Source organism: Mucilaginibacter defluvii, assembly GCF_039543225.1.
GTDB classification, from domain to species: domain Bacteria; phylum Bacteroidota; class Bacteroidia; order Sphingobacteriales; family Sphingobacteriaceae; genus Mucilaginibacter; species Mucilaginibacter defluvii.
This window is the reverse complement of sequence record NZ_BAABJI010000004.1, coordinates 172,880-194,450: the sequence shown is the minus strand read 5'-3', so window position 1 is coordinate 194,450 and position 21,571 is coordinate 172,880. Positions and strand designations below refer to the sequence as shown.

Genomic DNA, 21,571 nt, shown 5'->3' with positions numbered 1-21,571 from the left:
TATGAAAAAGCTCTTATTTATTGTATTTACCGCATTGGTGTTAGCCGGCTGCTCAAAAGGCAGAAGGGTTTGCTGTGACCTCCCTGAAGATAATTCCATTTTTATGAGCGCCACCCGGGCCGATTCAGTGTGGCGGGCAAATTTTGTGGAGACACGCCTGTTGCACGATTCGCTTTACATATTCGGTACTAAAGGCGACGAGCATATCCGGATAATTATCAAGCCTGTCAGCACGGGTAAGTACTACGTTACACCGCGTAACGGAATGTATTATATCACCGTTGGTGGCGACGTAATGGGCGCTGAATACCCGGCAGCGGCTGATACGTTGAACCAGGTTATCATCACCGGTTATGATCTTAAAAAAGGCCTGATACAGGGCGAGTTCAATATCCGGTTCGTAAAAAGCGGGCGATACGCCGGAACGCCCTATGTAAACGAAGCAATTTTCTCGCGCGGCAAATTCAGGGCTGAGTTGCCGGAGCCCGGCATGCAATAAAAGTATGACAAGGCTGTTTAAGTTGTATGAAAACCTATCTCTGTTACATTGTGCTTTTTATTTCACTTTTATCTTCATGCAGTAAAGGCGAAAAAGTTTGCTGCGACCCGATAGCTCAACCCCAACTACCTGAATTTTATGTGTACAGTTATAAGAATGATAGCGCATGGATTGCAGAACCTAATATATGCTACTTAAATCGTGGGCGGTTATATATCGAAGTAAAGTCCGGCGAAGAAAAGCTCGTAATTGCTATCGAAGATTTTAAAGGAAAAGGTAATTATAAGCTTTTAGGGGTTGCCTGCAGATATTACGATAAAAACGGTTTAGATTACTTAGCAGACCTTTCTCCTGTCAATTCTTTCGACGTGAACGAATACGACGAAGCCACAGGTGTTTTTAATGGTGTTTTAACTGTTAATACAGAAGTAAGGGTGCCGGCATGGGCCGGAAATGCCGCACATGAAATTTATTTTTCAAAAGGCCGATTCAGGTTGGCTTTAGCTAAATAATTGTATTTTTGGCGCTCAATAATATAAATCATATGGGCCAGAGAATTAAGATTAAAGCCTTGTTGGAGAGCGATGCAACCAACATTGATGTAACCGTAAAAGGATGGGTGCGTACCTTCCGCAACAACCAGTTCATAGCTTTAAACGATGGTTCAACCAATAATAACGTACAGATAGTTGTTGATTTTGAGAATACCGATGCCGCTTTATTAAAGCGTATTACAACCGGTGCGGCATTAAGCGTTACCGGTACCGTAGTGCCATCATTAGGTAAAGGCCAAAAAATCGACATTAAAGCTAAAGAGATAGAGATACTGGGCGACAGTGACCCGGAGAAATATCCGCTGCAACCTAAAAAGCACAGCCTGGAATTTTTGCGCGAGATAGCGCACCTGCGTTTCCGTACCAATACGTTTGGCGCGGTGTTCAGGGTGCGAAACAGTTTGTCGTTCGCTGTTCACCAGTTTTTCCAGGAACGCGGTTTTGTTTATCTGCATACACCGGTAATAACCGCCTCTGATGCGGAAGGCGCGGGTGAAGCCTTTAAGGTAACTAACCTTGATCTGGATAACCTGCCGCGTACAGATAGCGGCGAGATCGATTACAAGCAGGATTTCTTTGGTAAGGCGACCAACCTTACTGTATCAGGCCAGTTGGAGGGCGAGCTGGGTGCCATGGCGCTGAGCGATATTTATACCTTCGGCCCGACTTTCCGTGCGGAAAATTCAAACACCACCCGCCACCTTGCCGAGTTTTGGATGATAGAGCCCGAAATGGCTTTTTATGATCTGGATGACAACATGGACCTGGCTGAGGCGTTGTTGAAGTACGTAATAAAATACGCGCTGGATAAAAACCGGGAAGACATCGAATTCCTGAGCCAGCGTTTACAGGAAGAAGACAAGCAAAAGCCGCAGAACGAGCGCTCAGAAATGACGCTGCTTGAAAAGCTGGAATTTTGCCTGGAGAACGATTTTGTGCGCCTTACCTATACCGAGGCTATCGATATATTAAAAGATTCGACCCCGAATAAGAAAAAGAAATTCCAGTACCTGGTTGAAGGCTGGGGTACTGATCTGCAATCAGAGCACGAGCGTTACCTGGTGGAGAAGCACTTTAAAAAACCGGTCATCCTGACGGATTATCCAAAGGAGATCAAAGCCTTCTACATGCGCCAGAACGAGCCCGATGCCAATGGCCGCGAAACGGTACGAGCGATGGATATTCTTTTCCCGGGCATCGGTGAAATTGTGGGCGGTTCGCAACGTGAGGAGCGTTTAGACAGACTTGAAAAACGTATGGATGAGATGGGCATCCCTAAAGAGGAACTTTGGTGGTACCTGGATACCCGCCGCTTTGGTGCCTGTCCGCACGCCGGTTTTGGTTTAGGCTTTGAGCGTTTGGTACTGTTTGTTACCGGCATGGGCAACATCCGCGACGTGATCCCTTTCCCGAGGTTCCCTAAAAACGCAGAATTTTAATAACAGAGATACAAAAGTAAAATGGCCTTTAGCGATAAGCTAAAGGCCATTTTTTATACGCTGAACTTGATCCAGCCGTTACCTTCAAATCCGAAGATGAACTGCTTAGGGTTGATGATCTCGGCCATGATCTCTAACGAGTCTACCAGCCTTGGGCCGGGGCGGTTAAAGTATTGGTTGCCATCGGCAATGTATAGCCGGTTGTTCTTAATGGCTTTTAGTTCTGCAAAGCCGGGTTTGTCCAGAATTAAATTAATTTCGCGCATGGTGCGGTCAATTGCGAAACCGCAAGGCATCAGTACAATAACATCCGGGTCGGCCAGGCGGATAGCATCCCAATCCACATAAGGCGAATGCTTGCCTGCCTCGGCCAATACAGGTGTGCCACCGGCAATACTCACCAGTTCGGGTATCCAGTTGCCTGATACCATCAATGGGTCAAGCCATTCAACACAGGCCACGGTCGGCTTGGCATCAATAAATTTCAGTTTGTGGCGAATGATGTTTATGCGGTCTTCCAGGTCTTCTATCAGCGCATCACCGGGATCGGCTACATTTAATGTTGATGCTACACGCTTAATATCGGTCAGCATATCATCAATACTATTAGGTTGCAATGATATGATCTGCGCCGGTTTATCCAGATGGTCCGCCAGCGCCTGTTCTACTTCGGGGAGCGATACCGCGCAAACTTCGCATTGCGCTTGTGTGATCACCACATCGGGCTGCAGTTCTTTGATCACTTCCTTTTTTACAGTGTATAATGATAGCGCGTCGTTCAGTATCTCTTTTACCTTATTATCGATCTCGGCGCTGCTTAATCCGTCAGGAATATTAGCCTCCGTGCAAACAGGCAGGGCTTTTACACTTTCCGGGTAGTCGCACTCGTGCGAGCGGCCAACCAGGTATTGTTCCAAACCTAAAGCGCAGATAATTTCCGTAGCTGATGGTAAAAGCGATATAATACGAAAGGGTGATGATGACATGCGGAAAAAATTAAAGTACAGTAAGCGACGATGAATTATCGCCTCATTTCGCTCAGGATAGCCCGGAGCAGTTCATTGGCATGCTGCGAACCGATGATGTACAGCAGGCCGTCGCGGTCGGTAAGGTGTATGGCATCCTTGCCGCCTGCGTAAAAACGGATGGTGCCGCGGGTATGCAGGTTGTAAACCGGGTTATTGAACAGGTAGCGGCTGTAAGTGCCCTTTTCGGCTTTTACAATGCTGTTCAGATCGATCTTTACCAGGCGGGTGGTCCACAAACCATCCAGCATAATGCTTTTATTTTGCACCCGTGTACGAAAGTGCAGCAAAAAGCCCATGATGATAGAGATGATAATAATAGCGAAACCCACCACAATCAGCAGATCCCCGTTGCGGGCGTTGCCCTCGGTAAAGAAATAAGCCGCGAAGCACGACATGGCCAGTACCAGCCTGATAGTTAGCGGTATAAACTCCCTGCCGAGGTATTGTTTCTCGATGTAAACCGGTTTTTCGCTCATGCTCTATTTAAACAGTTCGAATATAGTAACTTTTTTAGTGTTAGGGCCAACCTTGTAGCGTTCATCAGGCCGGTAGCCGGCTATCCACATAATATCGCCGTTGCCATTCACCAATAACGGAATATGCTGTTTTTTGTGCAGCGGAATTTTCAGGTTAATGAAGAAATCGCTCAGCTTTTTACGGGTTTTCATCCCCAGTGGATAAAAATAATCGCTTTGTTGCCAGTGGCGGATGCTGAGCGGATAGATCAGTTTATCGCGATCTATTGATACCGAGAAAGGGTTATCTTTAATAATCAATGGCGAGTCATCATGCAAACTGGCGACGCGCTGCCCGTTAAAATGCACCTCGTGGTCAGTTTCATTGATAGTAATGCTTTCAACTGATGCTGGGTTGTTCTCAACCAATATCAGTTTGCCCCGGTCAATGGTCAGCTGGTGTGTCGCCGAAGCAAACCATTTACCGCTTTGCGCATCCAGCGATGCAATCACATCATCAACCACAGGCTCGGCAAAGCCATATGGTTGCAGCAGTTTGTATAGTAAAAGCTGTTGCGGTTGCAGCGCTTTAACGGCATCAACAGCTATATGTATCTCATCATCGTGCTGGATGAACAAATGTATTCTTGCCTCCTCAACCTTTAACGCCAATAGTTCTTCCAATTGGCGGAAGTGGCGCAGGTTATTATCAAAAGTATTCTCAAGGCTTGGGTTGAGTCCCCGTAGTTTGGGTATTACTTCATGCCTTATCTTGTTACGCGCGTACTTGGTTGAGGCGTTCGAGCTATCCTCAACATAAAATATATTCTCCTCTGCAACAACAGTCGCTATTTCCTCCCGGGAGAGGAATAGCAGTGGCCTCACCAATACCCCTTTTTTAGGCAGGATGCCGTGCAGGCCTGCAATGCCGGTGCCGCGTGTAAGGTTTAACAATATTGTTTCAATCGTATCGTTCTTGTGGTGGCCAAGCGCGATGAGGTGGTAATTATGTTGCTGCCTTATTTGCTCAAACCAGTTGTACCTCAGTTCCCTTGCCGCCATTTGTATGGATATTTTACGCATATCTGCATATGCAGTGGTATCAAAATTGATGGTATGAAAAGGTGCGCTGAGCTGCATGGCCAGGCTGCGGCAAAATTGCTGATCGGCCTCGGCCTCGCTGCCGCGAAGCCCAAAGTTGCAATGCGCTATGCCAAAAGTGTAACCTGCCGCGCTGAATAACCGGGCAAGCAAAACAGAATCAATACCACCGCTAACGGCAACCAAAATGCTGTTTTGCTGCGTAAAAAGATTATTTTGCTCAATAAAATCAGTAAAGCGCTTAACAGGGAGCATGCATCAAAATTATTAATTTAATAAGCCCCGCAAAAAACTAATTTTGCCAACGTGAATAAATGCCTTTTAAGTATACTCTTGCTGCTGCTCGCAGGCGCGGCGTTCGGCCAGCAAAAAAAATCGCAGGTGCGGCTTACGCGGTCTGACCGGAGCGAGGGCATTAAACGCAACGGTAAGGATATATTAAAGGTTTTTAACGGCACCTTTCAACAGGATTTTTCTATCCTGCAGTCAGACAGTGCATACTTTTATCCGCAGGATAACGCTTTTGACGCTTTTGGCAATGTGCACATTACGCAGGGCGATACACTGAATATATATGGCGATAAGCTGAATTATAATGGTAATACCAAAACCGCCATCCTAACCAACAATGTGCGGATGATTGATAAGGATGCTATCCTTACTACCGATTACCTGACCTATAATACGGCCACACGCATAGGCACTTATACAGGAGGTGGTAAGCTTATCAATAAGGATAACACGCTTACAAGTAAGAATGGCTATTACTTCGCGAGTTCGCGCGATGCTTATTTCAGGTATGATGTGGTGCTGAATACGGTTGACGCGCTGATCAAAACCGATACCATGCGGTACAACAGTGGGAGCCGCATAGCCTACTTTTACGGGCCAACCAACATTTACGGTAAAGCCAAAGATAAAGACACCTTATATACCGAGTTTGGTACATACAACACGGTTAACGAGCAAGCCTTTTTTACCAAGAATAACCTTTACAAGCAGGGGACTAAATCGCTTAAAGGGGATACCTTGTTTTATGACCGTTTGCTGGGCCTGGGGCGCGCCATAAAGCGGATCACGTTTATCGACAGGGAACAAAAGATAACCATGAAAGGTGATTTGGGTATATTTAACCGTAAAGAGGAGCGTACCCTGGTTACCGAGAATGCTTACATTATATTGGTTACCGAAGAAAAGGACACCACCAAAACCGATACTATCCAAAAGCTCGACAAGATAAAAACGGATAGCCTCGGTAAAGTATCGCCTAAAAAACCGGCCAAACCGCTTGACGTTAAAGTGCTATCGGCTACAATTAAGAAGCCTGCCGGGAAACCCAAAGGAAAATCCAGGGCACCTGCAACCACCTCAACATCCACTATAATTATAAATGAAAAGGGTGAGCGTATCAAGGTCGACTCGGTATACATGAGCGCTGATACGCTGGAGACGCAGATGTTTACTTATAAAAACTTAAAAGCGTTACAGGAACAGCGGCGACTGGCCAATTTTAGGGATACATCAGTAAAACCTGCCGCAGGCCCGGCAAAGCCTAAGCCTATTGTTTATAAAACCTCGCCAAAGGTACTTACGCTTAATCCGCCGGCGATGCGGTTTGATACCGGCTACCGTAACCCGATGCTGTTTGGCAAACCCAAACCGCAACCGGTACGAAAGGACACGGCACAAAAAAGTACAAAGACAAAAAAAGACAGCACGCTTAAAACAGATACTACGGCTAAAGCAAATGCCGATACCGCGGCTAAACTGGGTAATATTCCCGGTAAGGTCGATTCAGTTTATATGACTACTAAGGTTAAACTGAGTGATACCAGCCGCGTGCGTGTAATTTTTGCTTACCACGATGCCCGGATCTATAAATCGGACTTGCAGGCTAAGGCCGACTCCATGTTCTACAGCTATGCCGACTCAACCATACGCTGCTATGTTAAGCCAATAATGTGGACGCAGGGCTCGCAGCTATCAGGCGATACCATTAACCTGCAGATGAAGAATAAGAAGCTGGACAATATGGACATCTTCTACAACTCATTTGTGGTGAACGTTGATAAGGATGATTCAACTCACTTTAACCAGGTGGGCGGTAAAAAAATGCGTGGCTTTTTTAAAGATAATAAGCTCAACGTAATGTTTGTTGATGGCAACGCAGAAAGTATTTACTTTGACCGCGATAGCACCACTAAAACGGTTACAGGTATGGGGCGGTCGCTCAGCAGCCGTATGCGCATCAGGTTTGCCGCTAATAAGCCGCTTAAAATGGCTTTCCTCTCAAAACCGGACATCCGGTACGGCCCGCTTGGCAAGTTTACTGAAGATGACCGTATACTGAAAGGCTTTATCTGGAAGCCAAAGGAACGCCCGGCATCAAAAGAAGCGGTAATTAATTCTGCCAGGCGTTCAGCAGCCAAACGTGCTGCTGAACGGGCAGAGGCAGCAGCTGCGGAGGCTAAGAAAGCAGCAGCCACAAAAGGTGCATCAAAAACGCCGGGTGGTGCAAAAGAGCAGTCGTCATCAGGCAACAGTAAAAAGCCGGCTGTGATGCAACAGGTAAACCCTACAGATAGTGCCGCGCGAGATTCGAGCATTAACGTTGGTCCGGGTAATCTGAAGGATGTAAACCGTAACCGTGTTCAGGATGGTACGCTGAATACAGCGCCGGTTATTATGCCTGCCGTTGTACCACAAAAGGATACTGCTACCGTTGCGCGCCCGCCAGCTAATCAACCAACACGCAGGGATAGTACATTTCAATAAAATCATGCTAAAAATATTTAAAGTATGAACGTGTGTATTTAATTACGAAAGCGCGAAAATTTAGGGTGTTTGAAAATCTTTCCGTAAATCATTCGTCAATAAACCTGAACAAGCTATCATCGGCATGGCGATAGTACTCAATAAGCCTTGTCAGATGGTTAAACGCATAAACAAATGAAACCTGATAAAACAGCGGTAACATTTACCGCTTATCAAAAATTACTTATCGCTCTGCTGGCCTTACTGCAATTTACCGTAGTGCTTGATTTTATGGTGCTTTCCCCGCTGGGTGATATCCTGATGAAATCGTTGGATATGACGCCGTCGCGGTTCGGTATGGTGGTATCATCATACGCTTTCAGTGCCGGCGCATCGGGCTTGCTGGCCGCGGGATTTGCCGACAAATTTGACCGTAAAAAGCTATTGCTTTTCTTTTATACCGGCTTTATCATCGGCACGTTGTGCTGCGGCCTGGCCAATAGTTACTGGATGCTGCTTGGCGCACGTATTTTCACCGGCTTGTTTGGCGGCGTTATCGGCGCTATATCATTAGCCGTTGTTACAGATGTATTCGAGATTAACCAGCGTGGCCGGGTAATGGGCGTGGTGCAAATGGGCTTTGCCGCCAGCCAGGTGCTGGGTATACCTGTTGGGCTGTACTTTGCTAACAAATGGGGGTGGCATGCACCCTTCATCATGATTGTGTTTTTAGCGATTGTTATCGGCCTTACGGTGTTTTTGCGTATGCAGCCGGTAACTACACATATCGGGTTACAAAAAGATACTAATCCATTTTTGCATTTGTGGCATGCCATCGCCAACCGCAAGTATCAAACCGGTTTTTTAGCCACGGCCTTCCTTTCAATAGGCGGGTTTATGATGATGCCTTTCGGAAGTGCTTATCTTATTAACAATATTGGTATTTCACAAGCACAATTGCCAACGGTGTTTTTATGCAGTGGCCTGGCATCCATCATCATTATGCCGATGATTGGTAAATTAAGTGACAGATACGACAAATTCAAGCTCTTTGCCGCAGGCTCCGCGCTGGCTGTCGTGATGATACTGATTTATACCCAGTTGCCGAGGGTGCCGCTGTGGGAAGTAGTGGTATTAAACATGATCATGTTTATCGGCATTATGGGGCGCATTATCCCATCAACCGCGCTTACAACGGCTATACCCGAAATGATTGACCGCGGCGCGTTCATGAGCGTTAATTCGTCATTGCAGCAAATGGCCGGTGGTATTGCCGCCCTGTGTGCCGGTTTAATTGTTACCCAGCCGCATAAACATGGGCCTTTGCAGCATTATGATGTTTTGGGCTACGTGGTATGTATTGCAATAGTGCTTTGCCTGTACATGGTTTACCGGGTAAGCGTAATGATTAAAAACAAACCCACCGCGCCACCTGCAGTGCAACAGGCCGAGAGCCTTAACGAGGCTTTATCATAAACAAACAGGGCAGCCAACATAGCTGCCCTGTTTGTTTATCCGTTATTCTGCTAAGGAATAAAAAGCGTATCGGCCGAAAACAAATACAATTTAAAAAGTATTTGATAGGATATAGATATATAACATGGTAGAACCTCGACACAGGCCGATAGGTAAAACGGATCAGGAACTTTCATTTGCACATAAGGTATGGATAGTGGTAGGTATACTGGCGCTTTCCGTTTGCCTGATATTGATACTACGGGTAGCCTTTAACGTGCTGCTGATGGTTTTTGCCGGTTCGCTGATAGCGGTATTTTTTCATGGCTTCGCTGATATGATACAGCGGTTAACGCACTGGAAACGCGCTCCATGTGTAATTATATCCGTATTAGGAACGTTTGCTTTATTAGGCACATTGTTTTGGTTTATGGGTAATACCATACAGCACCAGGTTGCCTCGTTGAGTGATGAATTCCCTAAAGTAGTAAAAGCAGCACAGTCAAAATTGCAGCAAACCACCTGGGGCGCTAAGATTGTGGAAAAGGCATCCAGTTACGATTCAACAAAACTGATGACTACGGCGCAGAGCTTTTTCAGCACCAGTTTCGGCGTATTAGGCGATTTGTATATTATATTATTCCTCGGTATATTCTTTACCTCGGCCCCGTCATTATACAAAAATGGCATCATAAAGTTGGTACCACCACCGGCAAAAGCGCAGGCTCATGCGGTTATGGACCGGTTAAGCTTTGTGCTGAAAGGCTGGATGAAGGGTATGCTGTTGGCCATGTGTCTTATTGCCACATTAACTTTTACCGGCTTGAGTATAATCGGAATACCTATGGCATTAACTTTAGCGTTACTGGCAGGCTTGCTTAATTTTATACCGAATTTTGGTCCGCTGATGGCCATGGTGCCCGCGGTGCTGCTTGGTTTTCTGGATAGCACGAATACCGCAATTATTGTAGCGGTAATGTATATTTTGATACAAACCCTGGAGAGTAATATTATTACCCCGATGGTGCAGAAAAAGATGATCGACCTGCCTCCTGCGCTTACCATTATCAGCCAGGTGCTGATGGGTACCTTATCGGGCGTACTGGGTATATTGTTGGCTACGCCGATACTGGCCGTAGTAATTGTGTTGATTGATGAGCTTTATGTAAAACGGCAAACAGAAGATACACAGATCGAACTGGAATAAGCCCGATCTGTGCTTGAATACTACAATACGTGCTGCGCGAGTATACGCTGCAGATCGTACACGTTAACCTGCTTGTTGAATTTTTTAGTAAGGCTGGGCTGAACTTCGCCCGAGATCCAGATGCGTAATTCGGCATCCAGGTCAAAATGCCCGGAGGTTTGAACGCTGAACCTCGAAATGCTTTTGTAAGCGATTGAAATGTATTCTACCTTACTGCCTGTTATGCCTTGCTTATCGACCAGTATCAGGCGCTTGTTGGTAAAGATGAATACGTCGCGGATCAGCTTAAAGCCAATTTCAATGTGTTCACCCTCGGTTAGCAGGTTGGCGTATTCTTTATTTAACTCGTCGGGGTTAGCCACACCGGCATTACCCAAAAGGCTCGAAAAAAGTCCCATTCAGTTTATTTTATGTGATTTGTTTAAGGCTCCAAAATAAAAAATGCCCTCATGATAATGAAGGCATTTGTATAATATTATTGAATTGACAATTAGCTTTTAACACGCTCAACATAAGCGCCGGTAGCAGTATCAACCTTAACTTTATCGCCAATGTTGATGAATAGAGGCACACGAATTTCTGCGCCGGTTTCAACGGTAGCGCTTTTAAGGGCGTTGGTTGAGGTATCACCTTTAACGGCCGGCTCGGTATAGGTAATTTCAAGCTCGGCTGATGATGGTAGCTGTGCCATTATCGGCTCATCGCTTTCAAAGGCTACAATTACATTAACACCTTCTTTCAGGAAACGTACCGCCGGGCCGAAAAGGGCTTTCGGTATGTTAAATTGCTCGTATGATGTATTGTCCATCACCACCAAAAACTCGCCATCCTCGTACAGGTATTGGTAATCGCTGGTTTCAACACGGGCAATCGTAACCTCTTCGTCCGTACGGAAACGGTATTCAACCAGTTTGCCGGTTTTTACGTTGCGCATACGTGCCTGGTAAAAAGCGCGTAAGTTGCCCGGTGTACGGTGTAAAAACTCTTCAACCTGCAATAACTCACCGTTAAAGCGTAATATATTGCCGTTCTTTATATCAGATGCCTTAGCCATAAAAAAATATTTGAGGCGCAAACTTATGAATTTGATTTGAGATTTGACAGCCCGTATTTTACATTTAGTATGCCTGCGCCCACGCTAATAGGTTAGTTATAAACCATTAAGGTTACTACGTGTCATCCGCACGGTAAAGAAAGGGTATACCGGCCGCGCTACCTTATATGCCATGTCACCGTTTAATTTTGTTAAGTTTGCCGCTGTTACGCATCCGTGTTATGAACCCGAAGGCAAGCCTGGCATTAGGCATTATATTCATCTCGTTCTCGCCCATATTTGTAAAGCTTGCCGCCGAGCCTGCCATTACCGCAGCTTTTTACCGCATTTTTATGGCCTGGATTTTCCTGCTGCCGTACTGTGTTATAAAAGGGATGCTGAAAATTTCAACCAGGGATTTGCTGATCACGCTGATATGCGGTATCATCTTCGCGGCTGATATTGCTGTATGGAACATCTCCATATTAAAAATAAGCGCCACGGTATCAACCTTGCTGGCTAACCTGGCGCCGGTTTGGGTAGGGCTTATCAGCTTTTTTATACTACGCAAGCAAACCGGTAAATTGTTTTGGGTAGGAACCATCATCGCCATTGCCGGCATGGTAGTGCTGGTGGGTTATCGTAATATTATTGCACTGCATATTAACGAGGGCGTAATGCTTGCCGTGCTGGCCAGCTTTTTTTACTCACTATATATTGTTACCAGTAAAGGCGTATTGCAGCGTGTAAATACGCTTACGTTTATGTTTTATAACATGTTGGCATCAATGGTGTTTTTGCTGGCGTTGCGCATAGGTGGCGGGCATAACCTGGTCAATTTTCCGGCGGATACCTGGCTGTATTTCTTAGCTACCGGCCTTATTTGCCAGCTGGCCGGTTGGATCACCATTAACTACGCCATCAAATTTTTGCCACCTACTAAAGTATCTATCACCCTGCTAAGCCAAACGGTGGTTACCGGCATATTAGCCGCTATTATACTGCACGAAAAGCTGGGCCTTACCGAGATCATCGGCAGCCTGATTGTGCTTGGCGGTATCGCCATTACTTTTTTGAAAAGCAGATCAGCAAAAATTTCTTAATTTAAAGTCGGCACATTTGCCCTACCTTTGCAATTCGTTACTATGATTACCAAAGCTACCGTTGACAGAATAATGGAAGCCACCGACATTGTGGAGGTGATAGGTGATTTTGTGCAGTTAAAAAAGCGCGGGGCTAACTACATCGGCCTGTCGCCGTTCAGTAACGAGCGTACGCCGTCATTCACGGTTTCGCCTGCTAAGGGCATTTTCAAGGACTTTTCGTCATCAAAGGGTGGCTCGGCCATTACTTTTTTAATGGAGCACGAAAAGTTCACTTATCCGGAAGCGCTCAAATGGCTGGCCAAGAAGTACGGTATCGAGGTTGAAGAAACGGTTGATACGAACGAAAACCGTGAAGAAGCCAACCACCGCGAAAGTTTGATGATCGTGTCGGGCTTCGCGGCAAAGTTTTTTCAGGACAGCATGTGGGAAACTGACGAGGGACAAAGTATTGGCCTGAGTTACTTTAAGGAACGCGGCTTTACGTCCGAAACTATCCGCAAGTTTGAACTGGGTTACTCGCCCGACCAGTGGGAAGCGTTTACCTCGGCAGCTATAAAAGAGGGCTACCAGGCGCAATTTCTGGAAGAAACCGGCTTGTCTGTTAAGCGCGACAACGGCAGCATGTACGACCGTTACCGCGGCCGCGTAATGTTCCCGATACATGGCTTTACCGGCCGGGTGATTGCCTTTGGCGGCCGTACCCTTAAAAGCGATAAAAGCGTACCCAAATATGTAAACTCTCCCGAGTCGGAGATATACCATAAATCGAGCGTTTTATATGGCCTTTACTTTGCAAAAAAGGCTATTCGCGATGAGGATAACTGCTACCTGGTTGAAGGGTATGCCGATGTATTATCGGTTCATCAGGCGGGTATCGAGAATGTGGTGGCCTCATCAGGCACATCGCTAACCGTTGAACAGATCAGGCTGATAGGCCGTTTTACCAAAAACGTAACCATATTGTACGATGGCGACGCGGCAGGCATCAAAGCTTCGTTACGCGGGCTGGATATGATATTGGAAGAGGGGCTAAACGTAAAAGTTGTGTCCTTTCCGGACGGGCACGACCCCGACTCGTACGTGCGTAGCGTAGGCACCAATGCTTTCAAAACCTACATCGATCAAAATAAAAAAGACTTTATACTGTATAAAACCGGCATCCTGCTAAAAGAGGCCGGTAATGACCCGATCCGTAAGGCCGGGGTGATACGCGAAATAGTGGAGAGCATCGCCAAAATACCTGATTCTATAAAGGCATCGGTATTTGTTAAGGAGTGCAGCCACATAATGCAGATAGATGAGCGTGCGCTTTTGTCTGAATTGAATAAAATGCGCCTTACCAAGGCTAAAAAAGATTCGCAGCAGCAATACAATCAAAATCAGCGTGCATCGCAGCACCCCGATACGCCGCCAGAAGATTTGTTTTTTGATGAGCCGGGCATAACAGCCGCTCCATCTACCGAAAAAAGAGAAGAAGCTTATACTCAGGAACGTGAAATCATCCGGCTGCTACTACTTTACGGTAACCGCATGATTGATTGGGACGGCATCGCCAATACCTACATCGGGCCGTTTATGATAGCCGAGCTGAGCGATGTTACTTTTGATAATACTGCCTGCAAGGCTTTTGTAGAAGACTACCGGGCCAATGTTGAAAATGGCGTATTACCCGAAGAGCAGCATTACATTCACCATGCGGATAAAGATATTGTTGACCTTACGGTAACCATGCTGGCATCGCGTTATACGCTCAGCGAGAACTGGTACGAGATGCACAGAATAGCCGTACCTGATGAACAGGCGAATATGAAAGCCACCATACTGGGCGCAATATTCCATCTTAAAAAACATAAGGTTGCCCAGATATTGGAAAACCTGCGCAAGGAACTGCAAAACACCCCCGGCGAACAAGATCAGGAAATATTACTTAACCAGTACATGCGCATGAAAAAGGTTGAAAAGCATATATCTGATTATCTGGGTTCGGTAATTCTCAAATAATGGCTTTACACCTCGAATTAGGTCGCCGGGGCGAAACATTGGCCAAAACTTATCTGGAAAATATGGGTTATGAAATACTGGATGAGAACTGGACCTATGGCAAGGCCGAAATTGACCTGATCGCTTATAAAGACAGGGTGATTATATTTGCCGAGGTTAAAACCCGTACCGGAACCGGTTTTGGAGCGCCCGAAGATTTTGTTGACAGCCGCAAGCAACGCCTGATGGCGCACGCTGCCGACGAATACATCTACATAACAAATCACCAGGGCGATGTGCGTTTTGATATAATTTCGGTACTGTTTAATAAAAGCGGGAATTATACGTTAAAACATATTGAAGATGCCTTTTGGCCATCTGCTGATTGATACTTATGAACAAACGACTTAAACTTTTTTTAGCCGGAGCAGTGCTGCTGGCCGCAGCAAGCTGCGGTGATGATAAACCAAAAACTGCCGACATTACCTTAAGCCCGGAAGCCGGTACCAGCATTAACAGTGGTAAAGAACTTGCTGTTAAAGTTAACCTGCCAGAAGGTACGAGCATCGACTCGGTAGTGTATATGCTGGATACGCTGCGTATCGGCTCACGTAAAGATACCGCCGCCGTTGTGGTTAAAACCGATGGTATGCCGTTGGGCAACAAGGTAATTACCGCCAACGTATTTACCGGTGGTAAAAGCCGGGAGGTTACCAGCAATGTAGTTTTACTGGCTGCCAAAGCGCCGGATGTTTATACTTTTAAGGTAGAGAAAGTTTATCCGCATGATACCTCATCATACACCGAGGGGTTGGAGTACCATGATGGGTTTCTGTTTGAAAGCGATGGCGGTTATCTTACCCCACCGGAAGGTGAAGATGTAACCGGCCAGTCGAGCCTGCGCAGGGTTGACCTGAACACCGGAAAAGTAGTACAACAAGCCATGGTTGACCCAAAAGTTTTTGCCGAAGGCATCACCATAGTTGGCGATAAAATAGTACAGCTTACTTACAAGGAAAAGATTGGCTATGTGTATGATAAAAAATCGTTCAAACTGTTAAAAACCTTTAGCTACACCGCCGGCACCGAAGGCTGGGGCTTATGCTTTGACGGCGAGAAGATTTACAACACCGATGGCAGCAACAGTATTTTATTTTTGGATAAGAACGACTACCACCAGATCGGCGCCATAAATGTTTACGACAATGAAAAACAAATTGACCAGGTTAACGAACTGGAATATATTGACGGTAAACTGTACGCTAATGTTTACTTAAGTGATGATATTTTAGTTATCGACCCTAAAACGGGCGCCGTATTAGCAAAAATTGACATGAGCAGCCTGTACCCAAAAGAGAAGCGCAACGCCAATGCCGACGTGCTTAACGGTATAGCTTATGATACCAAGGGTAAACGGATATTTGTAACCGGCAAAAACTGGGACAAGCTTTTCCAGGTAAAGTTTTTAAAGACATCGGAGTTGCCGCTGTAATAAATTTTGTCCTTTCTAACGAGTGAGAGAAGAAATCTGTCGCGCTGCTATGAATGCAGGCAGATTTCTCGCTGACGCTTCGAAATGATTTTTCTTAAAAGCACAAGTCTTCAATAACCTATTCTACGGCATCAGTAATGCCCGGAATAGTAAAAGCTTTGCCCAGGTACACCCCTTCAACGGGCAGGACATAGCCGGCGAGTTTTGTTTCTTTTGATCGTTCAAAAGAAATTCAGGACAGGTAACGAACTATTTCTTAATAAAAATTTATGGTTACAAAACCAAAAAGGGCCTGCATAAGCAAGCCCTTTTCCATATTAACACTATAAACTAAACTACTACTTCTTTTCTTCTGTGCCGAAAAGTTTTGATTTATCAACCTTTTCTACTTCCTCATTATCCTTCAAAGTTTTTGAGATGGCTGAGTAAGGGGCTGATACCACCTCATCTCCGGCTTTAACGCCCGATAATATTTGAATGTAAGCATCATCTTGTATGCCGGTTTTTACCTGCACCTGTTTTACTTTACCGGCGCTGTAAACAAATACATACTCTTTAACCGGCGCGCTTAATTGTTTTTTGTCATCGTCATCGTCATCCGCTTTTTTGTCGGCGGCTGCGTTTTTCTTTTCATCTTCGCGCGTGGTAACCGATTGTATAGGTACCGACAGGCCCTTAACATTATTAGTCTTGATCTCAACGGTAGCGGTAAGGCCCGGACGGAAAGGCGACGGTGTACCCTCTTTGCCCGCCATTAAGGCTTTATATGATTCCGGGTCTATACGTACTTTAACCGTGAAGTTGGTCACCTGGTCGGCATTGGTACCCACCACGTTGGCCGAGCTGCCTATCTCGATCACCTTACCCTTGAATTTTTTACCTAAAAAGGCATCTACCTCTATGTCCGACTCATTGCCAACGGCCACGCGGTTAATATCGTTCTCGTTTACATCAACGTTAACGTCCATCGCGTTCACGTCAGATATCGTCATGATATCCGTACCCGCCATCTGGATAGTACCTAATACGCGCTCGCCTTTTTCAATGGATAGTTTGGACACTACGCCATCCACCGGAGAGTAGATAGACGTTTTGGCCAGGTTGTCCTGAGCTTCTTTTACAGATGCCTGTGATTGATCAAGGCCAAACTTAGCGCCTATAACACTTTGCTTAGCTGCTTCCAGGTTGGCTTTGGCACTCTCGTAATTAGCTTTTGCGGTTTCAAACTCGGCAGCGGTTACTACTTTGCTCTCGTAAAGCTCTTTATTACGTTTATAGATGGATGCCTGGTTGTTAAAGTTTGCCTCGGCCTGTTTCAACATCTGAGCCGAATTGCCAACGGTAGCTTTTTGGGTATTGTATGATGCCACGGCACGCTCATAGCCTGATTGCAATATGTCCGGACGGATGCGGCACAACAACTGGCCTTTTTTAACCACGTCGCCTTCCTTAATTGGCAGGTCAACTACCTCGCCAGATACCTCGGCACTTATTTTTACCTCAACGTGCGGTTTAACTTTTCCGCTTGCCGATACCGATTCGGTGATGGTACGTTCGGCAGCCTTTTCAGTAGCTACCTGTGTTTTCTTTGGCCCGCCCAAAAAGCCGGTCAATTTACCTATGATCAGCAACAGCGCAAGTACCCCGGCAATGATCAGAATATATTTTGTAGTCTTTCCCATGATTCAAATTAATAGTTATAACGAAATCGGTTTTCCCAGGTAATAGTCAATCACTTTGCTTCTGAACACCATCTGGTAACGGGCCTGTATCATATCAAACTCAGCTTTATTAAAATTGGTTAACGATGTATTCAGATCGAGCGAATTTACTAAACCTACATTAAAGCGCTGCAATATGGCATTGTAAGCATCCTTATTGGCCTGGTAGGTTTGCTGCGCCGATATATAGCGTTTTTGCGCCGCTTGGGCATCCCATACGGCCTGGTAGATGATCTTGCTCAGGTTGTTTCGTGATAATTGAGCCTGAACTTCGGCATTCTGGTATTGAATTTTTGCTTTACGCACCGCTGTACGGGTAGCAAAGCGACGGAAGATAGGTATTGATAGATTTAAACCTATCGACTGGTAAAAGTTATCACTCAATTGTCCGAATACCGATGGCTTGGTGAACGGTGTAGCGAAAGCCGGTGTAACTACAGTATCACGAGCCGCATTATTAACCACACCTATCGGGTTAAACTCCCCGGTAGCGTAAGGACGGCCGGCACGCTGGTAAATGCTTGAATAGTTTGAACCTAAAGTAGCAAACAGTACCAGGGTTGGATAGTAAGCGCCCTGCGCCACTTTTACGGCTTGTTTCAGTACATCGCGCTGTAATTCGGCCAGGCGGACATCCGGGTTAACATTTAAGGCGGTGTTTAGTACTTCCTGGGCGTTAAATATGGATTGTACCGAGAGCTGGCTTACATCGGGCCTCACCACCTCTATTTGTGTTTCGGGCGGCATCTCCATGTATTGCTTCAGCGTCAGGATGGATAGCTCCAGCTGGTTTTGCGCGTCGGTACGGTTAAGTTCAGCGGTTGAAAGTTGTGATTTAGCTTGTGACAGGTCCGCCACGGTTTGGTTACCGGCTTTAAAGCTGATGTTGGCGCGATCAAGCGTTTGCTTTGAAATATCTATCTGCTGGCCCGCCGCCTTTACCAGGTCCTGGTTGGTCAGCACTGTAAGATAAGTGGTAACCACGTTCAATATAAGGTCGTTCTTAACCTTGGTGGTGTTGGTACGGTCAGCCTCCAGCTGTATTTTGTTCTGGATGATCTGGTTACGCAATTGCCCGCCCTGAAACAGCACAATTTGTGATGTTAAAGAGCCAAACGCCGTAAATATACGCTGGTTGGTGAAGGAATAAGTTGACTGATCCAAGCTTCGGCCCCAGTTGAATGAGCCTTGCGTATTCACGTTCAGATCGGGCAACCGGTTATATTTTGATTGCTTCAGGTCTTCGCCGGTAAGCGCTTCGCTGAGTTGTGCCTGCTTAATGGTAAGGTTACGCTCGAGTGCGAGTTCTACCGCCCGTTGCAGGGTTATCTTCTCCTGCGCGAAAACACTTACCGCCGGCATGCAGAGCATCAGCATTAAGAGTTTAAGCCCGGAACGTTTGAGTATATATCGGTTCATAAATATTTTGTAATAAGGCATCTAAATATACCTGTACTCAACTTCTGTTTTTAAAATGAAACAATTAGCTTAATTTGTACCTATGTACCTGTTTAAAACCCCTCGTTTGTTAAAACTGCTCTATCCTAAACTAATATGGGATATTAAAACGAGCAGCCGAAGCATTTTTTTGACCTTTGACGATGGGCCTATACCTATTGTTACACCTTATGTGCTAAAAATTTTAAAAGAGTATGGCGCTAAGGCCACCTTTTTTTGCATCGGCGACAACGTACGCAAGCACCCGGAAATTTTTGAGCAGGTAAAGCGCGAGGAGCATGCCATAGGCAACCATACCTTTAATCACCTTAAGGGGTGGAAAACAGACGATGACACCTACCTTGATAACTTTAAACAGGCAGACGAACTGCTGCATACCAATCTTTTCAGGCCACCATACGGACGCATTAAACGTTCGCAGGCAGACCAGCTAAAGGCGCTTAACCCAGAGCTGGACATTATTATGTGGGATGTGCTAAGCGGCGATTTTGACATGACGCTCAAGCCCGAGCGTTGCCTGAAAAAAACGTTAAAATATACCCGCCCGGGATCAATAGTGGTATTTCACGATAGTTTGAAGGCCTTTAACCGGTTGGAGTACGTATTGCCGAGAGCCTTGGGTTTGTGGAAAAGCCAGGGTTATACATTTGAGTTGCTGCCTGTGCAAACCCATTAAGTTTATATCTTTGCCAAAAATCATATAAATAGAAAATGCTTCAGGTAAATTACATCCGCGAGAACAGGGAACAAGTGCTGGAACGCCTGGCTGTTAAAAATTTTAAGCAGCCCGAACTGGTTGACAACATTATTGAGCTTGACGAAAAACGCAGGCAAACCCAAAACCTGTCAGACAGTGTATCCGCCGAAGCAAATGCCGCCGCCAAAAAAATTGGTGAGCTGATGCGTACCGGGCAAAAAGAAGAAGCCGAAGCCATTAAAGCCAGTACCGGTAAATGGAAGGAAGATATTAAGCAATACGGCGAGCAGCTTGCCGCCCTTGAGGCCGAACTGCAGCAAAAGCTGGTACTATTGCCTAACCTGCCGCACAGCTCGGTACCCAAAGGCTTAACGCCGGAAGAAAATGAGATCGTGTTAGAGCACGGCACCAAGCCGGAGCTACCAGGCAACGCTTTGCCACATTGGGAACTGGCCGCAAAATATAACTTAATTGACTTTGAACTGGGTGTTAAAATTACCGGCGCCGGTTTTCCGGTATATAAAGGTAAAGGCGCCAAACTGCAGCGCGCGCTGATCAGCTTCTTTTTAGATGAGGCCGAAAAGGGTGGTTACAGCGAGGTGATTGTTCCGTTACTGGTTAATGAGACATCGGGCTTCGGCACCGGCCAGTTACCTGATAAGGAGGGCCAGATGTATCATGCAGGTATTGATAACCTGTACCTGATACCCACCGCCGAGGTACCAGTAACCAACCTGTACCGTGATGTGATATTAAAAGGCGACGAATTGCCGGTTAAAAACTGCGGCTATACGCCATGTTTCCGCCGTGAGGCGGGCTCATACGGTGCACATGTACGCGGCCTTAACCGCCTGCACCAGTTCGATAAGGTAGAAATAGTACAGGTGGTACATCCGGATAACTCTTATAGTGTGTTGGAAGAAATGAGCGCACACGTGCAAGGTTTGCTGCAAAAGCTTGGTCTGCCATACCGGGTGCTGCGTTTATGCGGTGGCGACATGGGTTTTGCATCAGCGTTAACGTATGATATGGAAACCTGGAGCGCGGCCCAACAACGCTGGCTGGAAGTATCATCTGTATCAAACTTTGAAACCTTCCAGAGCAACCGCCTTAAACTGCGTTTCCGTAACGCCGAGGGCAAAACGCAGTTGGCTCACACGCTAAATGGCAGCGCACTGGCCTTGCCGCGTATAGTAGCTACGCTATTAGAAAATAATCAAACAGAAGAAGGTATTAAAATACCGGAAGTATTGGTTCCTTATACTAAGTTTGACTGGATAAATTAATATTTAACTTTTGCTGTCATTTCGATGCGATAGCGAGAAATCTATCCGCATTCATAATCAAGCAGCAGATTTCTCGCTCGTGCCTCGTTTGAAATGACAGTTGAGATTAAAAAAGAGCGTTGGCCTGCCGGAAAACCGGGCCGAGTTTATGGCCAGTGCGGCCGAAGGTTTTTTCCGGCTTGATGTTTGGTTACTTTCGCACCAAGGGAATTAACCGGGCCCTGCACCCAAGAGCAGGCTAACGATAATAAAAGCACAACAACCTAACAATAGCACTATCTTAAAATCGCTTCGTTACTTGTCCTC

The 21,571-nt window shown here is 46.0% G+C and carries 19 protein-coding genes; 12 read left to right on the top strand and 7 right to left on the bottom strand.

The genetic code is table 11. The annotated features are described in order from the left end of the window. Position 1: 1 nt before the first annotated feature. The 3 genes from ABD960_RS17795 to asnS are packed head-to-tail and all read left to right on the top strand — an operon-like array spanning position 2 to position 2,492. Complete coding sequence (locus tag ABD960_RS17795) at positions 2-499, top strand: DUF6252 domain-containing protein (protein ID WP_345333278.1); 498 nt, start codon at positions 2-4, stop codon at positions 497-499. Between the two features lie 26 nt (positions 500-525). Continuing rightward, a complete protein-coding gene (locus ABD960_RS17790) occupies positions 526-1,011 on the top strand; it encodes a hypothetical protein (protein ID WP_345333276.1) in 486 nt (161 codons plus the stop codon). A gap of 32 nt (positions 1,012-1,043) precedes the next feature. Beyond that, on the top strand, positions 1,044-2,492 hold the full coding sequence (asnS, locus tag ABD960_RS17785) for an asparagine--tRNA ligase (RefSeq protein WP_345333274.1): 1,449 nt from the start codon (positions 1,044-1,046) through the stop codon (positions 2,490-2,492). A gap of 53 nt (positions 2,493-2,545) precedes the next feature. On the opposite strand, the gene ABD960_RS17780 is transcribed toward asnS, so the two are convergent. From ABD960_RS17780 to tilS, 3 genes are read right to left on the bottom strand one after another with little or no spacing between them, the layout of a single operon-like run. Further along, entirely contained in the window at positions 2,546-3,478 is a 933-nt protein-coding gene (locus ABD960_RS17780; RefSeq protein ID WP_345333272.1) for a cobalamin-binding protein, read from the bottom strand. Between the two features lie 35 nt (positions 3,479-3,513). After that, a complete protein-coding gene (locus ABD960_RS17775) occupies positions 3,514-3,996 on the bottom strand; it encodes a hypothetical protein (RefSeq protein ID WP_345333270.1) in 483 nt (160 codons plus the stop codon). A 3-nt stretch (positions 3,997-3,999) separates the two neighbouring features. Then, positions 4,000-5,331, bottom strand: coding sequence for a tRNA lysidine(34) synthetase TilS (tilS, locus tag ABD960_RS17770; RefSeq protein WP_345333268.1), 1,332 nt, complete (start codon positions 5,329-5,331; stop codon positions 4,000-4,002). Positions 5,332-5,382: 51 nt separating this feature from the next. Here tilS and ABD960_RS17765 point away from each other — a divergent pair, with 51 nt between their 5' ends. The 3 genes from ABD960_RS17765 (at position 5,383) to ABD960_RS17755 (ending at position 10,492) form a co-directional block, all read left to right on the top strand. Next, on the top strand, positions 5,383-7,851 hold the full coding sequence (locus ABD960_RS17765; RefSeq protein ID WP_345333266.1) for an OstA-like protein: 2,469 nt from the start codon (positions 5,383-5,385) through the stop codon (positions 7,849-7,851). A 174-nt stretch (positions 7,852-8,025) separates the two neighbouring features. Then, positions 8,026-9,306: an MFS transporter gene (locus tag ABD960_RS17760; RefSeq protein ID WP_345333264.1), complete on the top strand. Its 1,281-nt coding sequence runs from the start codon at positions 8,026-8,028 to the stop codon at positions 9,304-9,306. A gap of 124 nt (positions 9,307-9,430) precedes the next feature. Then, entirely contained in the window at positions 9,431-10,492 is a 1,062-nt protein-coding gene (locus ABD960_RS17755) for an AI-2E family transporter (protein WP_345333262.1), read from the top strand. Positions 10,493-10,512: 20 nt separating this feature from the next. Here the strand turns inward: ABD960_RS17755 and ABD960_RS17750 are convergent, their stop codons facing one another. Beyond that, complete coding sequence (locus ABD960_RS17750) at positions 10,513-10,890, bottom strand: PH domain-containing protein (RefSeq protein ID WP_345333260.1); 378 nt, start codon at positions 10,888-10,890, stop codon at positions 10,513-10,515. A 92-nt stretch (positions 10,891-10,982) separates the two neighbouring features. Beyond that, a complete protein-coding gene (gene efp / locus ABD960_RS17745) occupies positions 10,983-11,546 on the bottom strand; it encodes an elongation factor P (protein WP_345333258.1) in 564 nt (187 codons plus the stop codon). Positions 11,547-11,767: 221 nt separating this feature from the next. Here efp and ABD960_RS17740 point away from each other — a divergent pair, with 221 nt between their 5' ends. The 4 genes from ABD960_RS17740 to ABD960_RS17725 are packed head-to-tail and all read left to right on the top strand — an operon-like array spanning position 11,768 to position 16,103. Next, positions 11,768-12,628 carry a DMT family transporter gene (locus tag ABD960_RS17740; RefSeq protein ID WP_345333256.1) on the top strand — a complete coding sequence of 287 codons (861 nt, stop codon included), beginning with the start codon at positions 11,768-11,770 and terminating at the stop codon, positions 12,626-12,628. Positions 12,629-12,670: 42 nt separating this feature from the next. Beyond that, complete coding sequence (dnaG, locus tag ABD960_RS17735; protein ID WP_345333254.1) at positions 12,671-14,632, top strand: DNA primase; 1,962 nt, start codon at positions 12,671-12,673, stop codon at positions 14,630-14,632. After that, positions 14,632-15,000 carry a YraN family protein gene (locus ABD960_RS17730; protein WP_345333252.1) on the top strand — a complete coding sequence of 123 codons (369 nt, stop codon included), beginning with the start codon at positions 14,632-14,634 and terminating at the stop codon, positions 14,998-15,000. The genes dnaG and ABD960_RS17730 overlap by 1 nt, the downstream gene beginning before the upstream one ends. A 5-nt stretch (positions 15,001-15,005) precedes the next feature. After that, positions 15,006-16,103: a glutaminyl-peptide cyclotransferase gene (locus tag ABD960_RS17725; protein ID WP_345333250.1), complete on the top strand. Its 1,098-nt coding sequence runs from the start codon at positions 15,006-15,008 to the stop codon at positions 16,101-16,103. A gap of 338 nt (positions 16,104-16,441) precedes the next feature. Here the strand turns inward: ABD960_RS17725 and ABD960_RS17720 are convergent, their stop codons facing one another. After that, entirely contained in the window at positions 16,442-17,785 is a 1,344-nt protein-coding gene (locus ABD960_RS17720; protein WP_345333248.1) for an efflux RND transporter periplasmic adaptor subunit, read from the bottom strand. A gap of 15 nt (positions 17,786-17,800) precedes the next feature. Continuing rightward, entirely contained in the window at positions 17,801-19,243 is a 1,443-nt protein-coding gene (locus ABD960_RS17715; protein ID WP_345333246.1) for a TolC family protein, read from the bottom strand. A gap of 82 nt (positions 19,244-19,325) precedes the next feature. Between ABD960_RS17715 and ABD960_RS17710 the strand changes: the two genes are divergently transcribed. Together ABD960_RS17710 and serS are read left to right on the top strand one after the other, a co-directional pair. Continuing rightward, positions 19,326-19,958: a polysaccharide deacetylase family protein gene (locus tag ABD960_RS17710; protein ID WP_345333244.1), complete on the top strand. Its 633-nt coding sequence runs from the start codon at positions 19,326-19,328 to the stop codon at positions 19,956-19,958. A 35-nt stretch (positions 19,959-19,993) separates the two neighbouring features. Then, positions 19,994-21,265: a serine--tRNA ligase gene (gene serS, locus ABD960_RS17705; RefSeq protein ID WP_345333242.1), complete on the top strand. Its 1,272-nt coding sequence runs from the start codon at positions 19,994-19,996 to the stop codon at positions 21,263-21,265. Positions 21,266-21,571: the final 306 nt, after the last annotated feature.

Coding starts and splice junctions, on each gene's coding strand:
- ABD960_RS17795 (WP_345333278.1), top strand. CDS start 2: ATGAAAAAGCTCTTATTTATTGTATTTACCGCATTGGTGTTAGCCGGC.
- ABD960_RS17790 (WP_345333276.1), top strand. CDS start 526: ATGAAAACCTATCTCTGTTACATTGTGCTTTTTATTTCACTTTTATCT.
- asnS (WP_345333274.1), top strand. CDS start 1,044: ATGGGCCAGAGAATTAAGATTAAAGCCTTGTTGGAGAGCGATGCAACC.
- ABD960_RS17780 (WP_345333272.1), bottom strand. CDS start 3,478: ATGTCATCATCACCCTTTCGTATTATATCGCTTTTACCATCAGCTACG.
- ABD960_RS17775 (WP_345333270.1), bottom strand. CDS start 3,996: ATGAGCGAAAAACCGGTTTACATCGAGAAACAATACCTCGGCAGGGAG.
- tilS (WP_345333268.1), bottom strand. CDS start 5,331: ATGCTCCCTGTTAAGCGCTTTACTGATTTTATTGAGCAAAATAATCTT.
- ABD960_RS17760 (WP_345333264.1), top strand. CDS start 8,026: ATGAAACCTGATAAAACAGCGGTAACATTTACCGCTTATCAAAAATTA.
- ABD960_RS17755 (WP_345333262.1), top strand. CDS start 9,431: ATGGTAGAACCTCGACACAGGCCGATAGGTAAAACGGATCAGGAACTT.
- ABD960_RS17750 (WP_345333260.1), bottom strand. CDS start 10,890: ATGGGACTTTTTTCGAGCCTTTTGGGTAATGCCGGTGTGGCTAACCCC.
- efp (WP_345333258.1), bottom strand. CDS start 11,546: ATGGCTAAGGCATCTGATATAAAGAACGGCAATATATTACGCTTTAAC.
- ABD960_RS17740 (WP_345333256.1), top strand. CDS start 11,768: ATGAACCCGAAGGCAAGCCTGGCATTAGGCATTATATTCATCTCGTTC.
- dnaG (WP_345333254.1), top strand. CDS start 12,671: ATGATTACCAAAGCTACCGTTGACAGAATAATGGAAGCCACCGACATT.
- ABD960_RS17730 (WP_345333252.1), top strand. CDS start 14,632: ATGGCTTTACACCTCGAATTAGGTCGCCGGGGCGAAACATTGGCCAAA.
- ABD960_RS17725 (WP_345333250.1), top strand. CDS start 15,006: ATGAACAAACGACTTAAACTTTTTTTAGCCGGAGCAGTGCTGCTGGCC.
- ABD960_RS17720 (WP_345333248.1), bottom strand. CDS start 17,785: ATGGGAAAGACTACAAAATATATTCTGATCATTGCCGGGGTACTTGCG.
- ABD960_RS17715 (WP_345333246.1), bottom strand. CDS start 19,243: ATGAACCGATATATACTCAAACGTTCCGGGCTTAAACTCTTAATGCTG.
- ABD960_RS17710 (WP_345333244.1), top strand. CDS start 19,326: ATGTACCTGTTTAAAACCCCTCGTTTGTTAAAACTGCTCTATCCTAAA.
- serS (WP_345333242.1), top strand. CDS start 19,994: ATGCTTCAGGTAAATTACATCCGCGAGAACAGGGAACAAGTGCTGGAA.